7 protein-coding genes are annotated in these 7,489 nt (G+C 69.8%); 1 reads left to right on the forward strand and 6 read right to left on the reverse strand.

All coding sequences use genetic code 11. From position 1 onward, the window contains the following. Window positions 1–36: 36 nt before the first annotated feature. The 6 genes from ACFWF2_RS24935 to ACFWF2_RS24960 form a co-directional block, all read right to left on the reverse strand. Window positions 37–897, reverse strand: coding sequence for a DivIVA domain-containing protein (locus tag ACFWF2_RS24935; RefSeq protein ID WP_379309865.1), 861 nt, complete (start codon window positions 895–897; stop codon window positions 37–39). Window positions 898–957: 60 nt separating this feature from the next. After that, entirely contained in the window at window positions 958–1,260 is a 303-nt protein-coding gene (locus ACFWF2_RS24940) for a YggT family protein (protein WP_189033702.1), read from the reverse strand. A gap of 89 nt (window positions 1,261–1,349) precedes the next feature. Then, window positions 1,350–2,105, reverse strand: coding sequence for a cell division protein SepF (locus ACFWF2_RS24945; protein WP_189033701.1), 756 nt, complete (start codon window positions 2,103–2,105; stop codon window positions 1,350–1,352). Between the two features lie 107 nt (window positions 2,106–2,212). Next, window positions 2,213–2,950, reverse strand: a complete 738-nt coding sequence (locus ACFWF2_RS24950; RefSeq protein ID WP_379309866.1) for a YggS family pyridoxal phosphate-dependent enzyme — start codon at window positions 2,948–2,950, stop codon at window positions 2,213–2,215. Between the two features lie 52 nt (window positions 2,951–3,002). Beyond that, window positions 3,003–3,734, reverse strand: coding sequence for a peptidoglycan editing factor PgeF (gene pgeF / locus ACFWF2_RS24955; RefSeq protein ID WP_379309867.1), 732 nt, complete (start codon window positions 3,732–3,734; stop codon window positions 3,003–3,005). A gap of 57 nt (window positions 3,735–3,791) precedes the next feature. Further along, on the reverse strand, window positions 3,792–6,734 hold the full coding sequence (locus ACFWF2_RS24960) for an AAA family ATPase (RefSeq protein WP_379309868.1): 2,943 nt from the start codon (window positions 6,732–6,734) through the stop codon (window positions 3,792–3,794). A gap of 168 nt (window positions 6,735–6,902) precedes the next feature. Here ACFWF2_RS24960 and ACFWF2_RS24965 point away from each other — a divergent pair, with 168 nt between their 5' ends. Next, entirely contained in the window at window positions 6,903–7,448 is a 546-nt protein-coding gene (locus tag ACFWF2_RS24965; RefSeq protein WP_379309869.1) for a hypothetical protein, read from the forward strand. Window positions 7,449–7,489: the final 41 nt, after the last annotated feature.

A 7,489-nucleotide genomic window follows, 5' to 3' on the forward strand; every position in this document is an offset into this window, starting at 1 on the left:
CGGATCACGCGGCGTGCCGCGCGATCCGGGTTCAGTTTACTTGCCGCCCTTGGCGAAGGAGGCGGGAGCCAGACTGTTGGCAGAACCGTTGGTTTCGCCGGCGAACTCGCCACCGTCGACCGGAACGGCCGACCCGCGGTTCTCCAGCTCCTCCAGCTGCGACTCCAGGTACGACTTCAGCCGCACGCGGTACTCGCGCTCGAAGGTCTTCAGCTGCTCGATGCGGCTTTCCAGCACCGTGCGCTGCTGGGTGATGGTGGCCATGATCTCGGCGTGCTGACGCTCGGCGTCGGCGGTGAGCGCCTCGGCCTTGTCCTTGGCCTGCCGGATCTGGGTGTCGGAGCGGTTCTGCGCGTCGGCCAGCATCGCGTCGGACTTCTGGCGCGCGTCGGCGATCATCGCTTCCGAGCGGGTGCGGGCGTCGCCGACCAGTCGCTCGGAGTTTGCCCGCGCGTTCGAGAGCAGTCCCTCGGCCTCGGTCTTGGCGTCGGTGGTGAGCCGGTCGGCCATCTCCTGCGCCAGGGTGAGCACCTTCGCGGCCTGCATGTTCGCGTCGGGACCGGAGTTGTCCCTGACCGGCGCGGCGACCGGCATCGGCGCGGGCGGCGCGGCGGGCACCGGTGGCGCGATAGGTTCTGGGACAGGCGGCGGAGCCTGCTGGACCGGCGCCTTCACGGCGTTGACCGGGGCGGATGCGCGGTTCTTCTTGGCATCGGCCAGCTCGGTGTCGAGCTCGGCGACCCGCTGGCGCAGGTCGGCGTTCTCCTCGATCAGGCGCGAGAGCTCCTGCTCGACGAGATCCAGGAAGGCATCGACCTCGTCCTCGTTGTAGCCGCGCTTACCGATCGGCGGTTTGCTGAACGCGACGTTATGCACATCGGCGGGAGTCAGCGGCATCGAAGGATCCCTTCACGCGTCTTTTGGAGAACTAGCAAGCGGTCTTCTCGATTCAGTATGTCACACGGAGGTCACGGGCTGCCCGAGCCTACCCACGATGGACATCAGGATGAACACCACGAAGAGCAGGACCATTATCGACAGATCGAGCCGAATACCCCCGAGGTTGACAGGAGGTATCAACCGCCTCAGGAGTTTCACCGGCGGGTCGGTCACCGTGAAGATGACTTCCAGCAGGATCACCACCACACCGGTAGGGCGCCAATCGCGCGCGAAACTGCGAATGAACTCGACGATCACCCGGCTGATCAACAACAGCCAGAAGATGAAAAGCACGAGGTACAGAACCGCGAACAGGGCCACGGCTTCACTCTGCCGCAAAATCGGCGGCTTGCAAAATGGCCGCGCCGCGCGGTGCGCGGGCGGCCATCACGATGTTGCGGATGTGGCGTCTATTTCTGGTTGTAGAAGCCGTTTTCGGCGATCCGGCGGCGCTCTTCCGCCGATACGTCGACATCGGCCGGTGAGAGCAGGAACACCTTGGTCGCCACCTTGTCGAACGAACCGCGCAGCGCGAACGCGAGCCCGGCCGCGAAATCGACCAGCCGTTTGGCATCGGCATTGCTCAGGTCGACCAGGTCCATGATGACCGGGTTGCCCTCGCGGAAACGCTCACCGATGATCCTGGCCTCGCTGTAGTCCCTCGGACGCAGCGTGGTGATCTTGGACAAGGGACCTCCGTCCTCGAAGATCCCGGGCCGCCGCGCTGCCGCGGGCTCGGGGCGCAAGCGCTCCTCGAGCCTGCGCTCCTCGGCGTCGGGATCGACCGCGAGCGCTCCGCGGGTGGAGCCGCGCATGCCGGGTGCGACACCGCCCGCCCGGAACGAGCGACCCGACGACGGGGCGGTCTCGATCCTGGTCGGACGCCGCGGCGCCTCGTAGCGATCGTCGGCATAGGTGTCGGCGACGTAATCGTCACGGCGCGCCTGGTAAGCCGACTTGTAGGCCGGCTGCGGGTAGTCGTCGGCCTCGTCCTCGAAACGGTCGGAGCCGTAACGGTCTTCGGCGTAGCGGTCGTAGCTGCGCGGGCGGGTGCGGCCTGCGCGCTCCTCGGCGCCGCGGGGGGCGTGATCGTCGACGTAATCGTCTTCGTACTCGTCGAGCGGAACCATGCCGAAGTACGCCTTGAACTTGTGCAGCGTGCTCATCTGGACGACCTTCCTTCGGCCCCGGTGGCGGCCGGGTGTTGAAGTTCTTGCTCAGCGCCTCGTCGGCCCAATCGTATGTGTCGAATGTGACTGATGAGGTTTCTTTGCTACGCCGAGGTTATCGGTCGCGCGCCCATCAGGGCGGTACCGACACGCACACAGGTCGAACCGTGTTCGACCGCAACTTCCAAATCACCCGACATACCTGCAGAAAGTTCGGTGGCATCGGCGTGTTGCGCGAGCAGCGAAGTGTGCAAAGTCGCAAGATTCGCAAAGGACGCATCAGTCGCGGCGTCAAGGGGCGGAATCGCCATCAGACCGGCCAGATCCAGGCCGGGGGCCTTCGCCACGAGGTCGGCCAGGGCGGGCAGATCGGCCGGTGCGACACCCCCGCGTCCGGGGTCGTCGTCCAGGCTCACCTGCAGCAGGACACGCAGGGGCGCGGTACGCTCACCGGCTGCCAGTGCGTCCTGTGCGGCCCGGTCCAGCGCGTTTGCCAGTCGTTCGCTGTCGACCGAGTGCGCGGTGTGCGCCCAGCGCGCCACCGCGCGCGCCTTGTTCCGTTGTAAACGGCCGATCATGTGCCACTCGATGTCGTCGTAGGCCAGCTGGTCGACCTTGGCCGAGGCCTCCTGCTCGCGCGACTCGCCGAACTCGCGCCTGCCGAGGCGGTAGAGGATGTCGACGTCGGCGGCAGGAAAGAACTTCGTCACCGGGAGCAGGCGGACCGAGCCCGCCGGGCGGCCCGCGGCGGCGACGGCGGCGTCGATGCGCGCGAGCAGGCCGTCGAGCCTGGCCGACAATTCCGCGGTGCGGGCGGTGTCCTGGTCGGCGGTCGAGGTCATGCCGAACCTTCCTGCGTGGTCACGCGCGCTACCGGCTGAGGGCGCTGAGCGCTCATGCGGGGCTGTCCATCCAGATCACGCCGGCGATGCGGCCGGTCGGGGCGCCACGGCGGTGGCTGAACAGGGTTTTGTCCTCGATGGTGCACCGCGGGTCGAGCGCGATTCCGCCGACGCCCGCCTCGGTGAGCTGCCTGCTGATGCCTGCGCGCAGGTCGAGGCCGGGGGTCTTGCGGACCGTCGTGGTGGCGCTGCCGGGCAGGTGGGCCTCGACATCGGCGCGCATCGCCGCGGGGACTTCGTACTGGCGGCCCGACGCGGCGGGGCCGAGGAAGGCGCCGATCCGGTCGACGCGCGCGCCGACCGAGACCATCGCCTCGAGCACCCGGGGCACGATGCCGATCCTGGCGCCGATGCGGCCCGCGTGGACCGCGGCGATGACGCCCGCCTCGTCGTCGGAGAGCAGGATCGGCACGCAGTCGGCGGTGAGGACCACCAGGGCGAGGTTCGGCACGGTCGTGACCAGCGCGTCGGTCACCGGCACCGGTTCGGTGCGCGGTCCGTCGACGATCTCGACAGTGCGTCCGTGCACCTGCTCCATCCACACCAGCCGGTCCGGTGTGAGGCCGATGCCCTCGGCCAGGCGAATCCGATTGCGGCGCACGGCTTCCGGATCGTCGCCGACGTGATCGCCCAGGTTGAACGAGTCGTACGGGGCGGCGGAGAAGCCACCGGCGCGGGTGGTGGTCACCCGGCGGACGGTCACGGTGGGCGGTGCGGAAGTCATGACTTCGAGCGTAGTGCGGTCGGGGCGGAGTGGGTCGCCCGCGTGTGGTGACGTCGGTCAACCTCGGTGCGTGGACACCGGTTCGTCGAGTTCGTCGAGCTTGCGCGCGATGCCGGCGCGGCTGGTCAGACCGAGCTTGCGCAGGACGCGGCCGAGGTGGTCTTCGACGGTGCGTGGACTCAGGTAGAGGTGGGCGGCGATGTCCTTGTTCGCGTGGCCCTTGGCCGCCAGTTCGGCGACTTCGCGTTCGCGTCTGGTCAGGCTGGTCGCGGCGACCGGCTGACTGCCTGCCAGGCTGCGCTGTGCTGTCGTCGTCTCGGCCAGCAGCCGCTGTGCGCCCGCGGCGGCGAACACCGCGCGCGCCGCGGCGAATCGGCTCGTGGCCAGGCCGAAGTCGCCACGGCGGCCCGCGACGATGCCCGCGACCAGTTCGGCTTGCGCCCGGTTCACCACCATCCCGGCCCTGGTGAACGCGGCCATCGCCGCCTCGGCCGATGCGGCTGCCGTATCCAGGTCACCGACGGCGGCGGCATAGTCGGCTCTGGCCAGCGCCGCCGCCCCGATCTGGCTGCCCAGACCCCCGGTGTGGGAGGGAGTGGTGCCCGTAGCGTCGTGCGTTGGATCCGCTGGGGCGGAAACACCCTCCGTGGCAACGACTTCGCGGGCATCGGAAGCCGCGGATTGGGTGTGCGCAGCGGCTTCCGCTCGGGTGACCAGGGCGGCGGCCATCCTCAGGTCGCCGTCGGCGACGGCGGCGTGGGCGGCGCGGGCCAGGTGGGTCGGGTGCAGTGGGCCGGGGCGGGTGCCGAGCGGCGGGATGCTCGGGTCCGGAGCGTCGGGGATCGGGAGATCGGGCGCCTGGACGGCCTGCGGCGGGAGGCCGAGAGTGCGGGCGGTTTCGGCGAGGGTGGTGTCGACGACCTGGCGCCACCAGCGCATGACGGGACGTGGGAGGGCGGCGACGGCGTGCCACTGGGTGGTGGCCGTGTCGGTGGGGGCGGTGAGTTGCAGGGTGCGGAGCTTGACCGCGCCGGCGAAGGCGAGCAGGTCGGGGTAGTAGAAGGTGGTCGCGGCGTCGGTGGCGTCGTCGGCGGCGGTGATCGCGGCGTCGAGGCGGCCGAGTTTGGCCAGGGAGTAGGCGCGGACGGTCTGGAGTTCGGCGAGGGCGTAGCTGCGGCCGAAGCGGTGGCTGACCCGGATGGCGCGGTCGAGATGGACGAGGCCGTCGCGATCGTGGTCGAGGAAGTACGCGCACCAGCCCAGGGCGGGGATCGCGTGGACGACCTCGCGGAACCCGGCATCGGTCAGGTTCTCGAAGGCCTGGTGACACTGGGGGTAGAGGTCGGCCGCGGTCCGGATCTGGCCGTCGGCGACGAAGCCGAGGCAGCGCAGTGCGGTCGCGGCGGCACGGACCGCCGGGTCCTCGATCTCGGCGGATCCGAACAGGGCGTTGAGTCGGGCGTGGCCCTCGGCATCCTGGTGATCCTGCAATTCCAGGATGGCCAGTTCCAGCTGGACCGGACCGTCGCCGACGCGACGGGGCAGGGTCGCGGCCGTCGCGAGCAGGGTCCTGGCGTGATCGACCCGGCCGAGCATGCGGGCGCACCGGGCAGACAGCAGCAGCGCTTCCAGCTGGTGCGGGCCCGGTTTCGCGGCGGCCGGGTCGAGCGCTTCGGCCGCGCGCTCGGCCGCGCCCGCCAGCAACAGCGCCCGGCCCAGGGCCACCGCGTCGGCGAGTGGGTCGGTAGCCGACGGGGCGATCCGGTGCGCGAGCGCGAGCCAGCGCGCAGCCGACGCCGGTGCGTCGGCGAGCACTTGCTCGGCGGCCGAGCGCAGTTCGGCACCGGCAACCTCGTCACGGCCGAGCAGGGCGTGCTCGAGCTGCCCCGCACGCGCGGGCATAGGCGCGTCGCGGGTACGCAGGGCCAGTGCGGCGCGGCGGTGGGCCAGCGCCAGCCAGCCCTGCCCGGCCAGTCGATAGGCGGCCGTGCGGATCAGCGGATGAACGAAGGTCACCGCACCGTCGCTCGCGCCGACCACACCACGTGCGACCAGCCTGTCGAGCGCATCAGCCACCGTTGCCGCGGGAAGATCCACTGTTGTGCACAACAGTTCGAGGTCGGGGGGCACCCCGCACACCGCGAGTGCTTGCGCGACCGACCGTTCGATGCCGGACAGCTGCGCCAGTTCGGCGCGGATCGTCCGGTCCAGCGCCGCATAGTCGTTCGACGCGGGATCGGGGTTCTCGCCGCGCAGCGCCCGGTCCAGTTCCTGGTCGGGCAGCTCGGCCAGGAGCGACAAATACAGCGGATTGCCATGGGACGCGCTGAGCAGCCGGGCACGCCGCCGCGGGTTCTCCGCCGGTAGCAGCCCGTCCACATCGGCTTCGCTGAACGGCGGCACCTGGATATGCGCCGAGTGGACGCGTGGCACCCGCAGCAGCCGGGTGATCGAGGCCGGGCAGCCGCCCTCGCGGAATGCGAGAAGCAACCGGAAGCCCGCGGGACGATTCCGGATCAGAAAGGCCAGCAGCCGAACCGATTCGGCATCGGACCACTGCACGTCGTCGACAACGAGCAGCGTCTCGACGACGCCGAGGGCACGACGCATCCGGCGGGCGAAGGCCGCATCGGCAAGGACGTCCGCTCCGGACACTCCGATCTCCGCATCTTCGACCGGTGCCACGGGCCCGCCCGGACCGACGCCCGATCCCACGGCCTCGTCTGCGCCGGGGTCGAAACCCCCAGCAGCCACAGCGGAGTCGGTGAGTTGTTCGACGAGATCGTCGGCGAGGTAGCGCGGTTGGGTTCGCGCGTCCTCGGCACCGGTGACCGAGAACACCCGGCACGGCGCGAACTGGGCGAACTGGGCGACCAAGCGGGACTTGCCGATCCCGGCGGGTCCTTCCACCAGCAACAGCCAGGGGGCATCGGGCGCGGCGAAGGTCGCGGTCAGCGCGGACAGTTCAGCGGCCCGGCCGACGAATGCGCGTTCGAGCACGCGTGCACCCCTCTCAAACCGGATCGACCCGGACTGAGCCTAACCCGGGCCACCGGCGGGCAAATGCCGTGGTTTCCCGGATGCTCCGGGCACGGGCGTGGGGTTGGGTGGGCGAGGCCGATCACCGCCGAAGGGTCCGCGGTGAGGTTCTCCAGAAAGAAGGTTCGCATGACGTTCACCGGCAAGGGAATGGTTTCGCGGTTCGCGCTGGCACTGCTCGCGGTCACGGCACTCGGTGCCGCGGGCTGCTCGGCCGTGGACAAGGTCACCGAGGTGGCCCAGGACGCGGGCAAGTCCGACACCGCCCGCTCGAAGGTCGGTGACTGCATCAACGTGATCTCCGCGTCGGTGGTCGACTCCGACACCGAGCCGGTGGCCTGCTCGGCCGAGAACGCCGTGTACCAGGTCGTGCAGGTGCACGACAAGAAGGTCGACTGCCACGAGGACTACACCTCCTACGAGGAGACCTTCGGCAACGGCGGCACCATCGCGTTCCTGTGTCTGGCGCCGAACTTCAAGCAGGGCAGCTGCTACCACGAGGGCATGATGACCGGCTACAAGTTCGTGCCGTGCACCGCCGCCGACGCCAGCTTCAAGGTCGTGTCCCGGATCGACGGTCAGGTCGACGAGCAGCTGTGCGGCGAGGACGCCGACTCGGTGCTCGTGGTCAACGACCCGAAGATCACCTACTGCCTCGGCAGCGCCAAGAGCTGACCCCACACAGACGAAAGCGCCCGGACTCCACGGAGTCCGGG

It is taken from the genome of Nocardia sp. NPDC060259, assembly GCF_042728775.1.
GTDB lineage: Bacteria > Actinomycetota > Actinomycetes > Mycobacteriales > Mycobacteriaceae > Nocardia.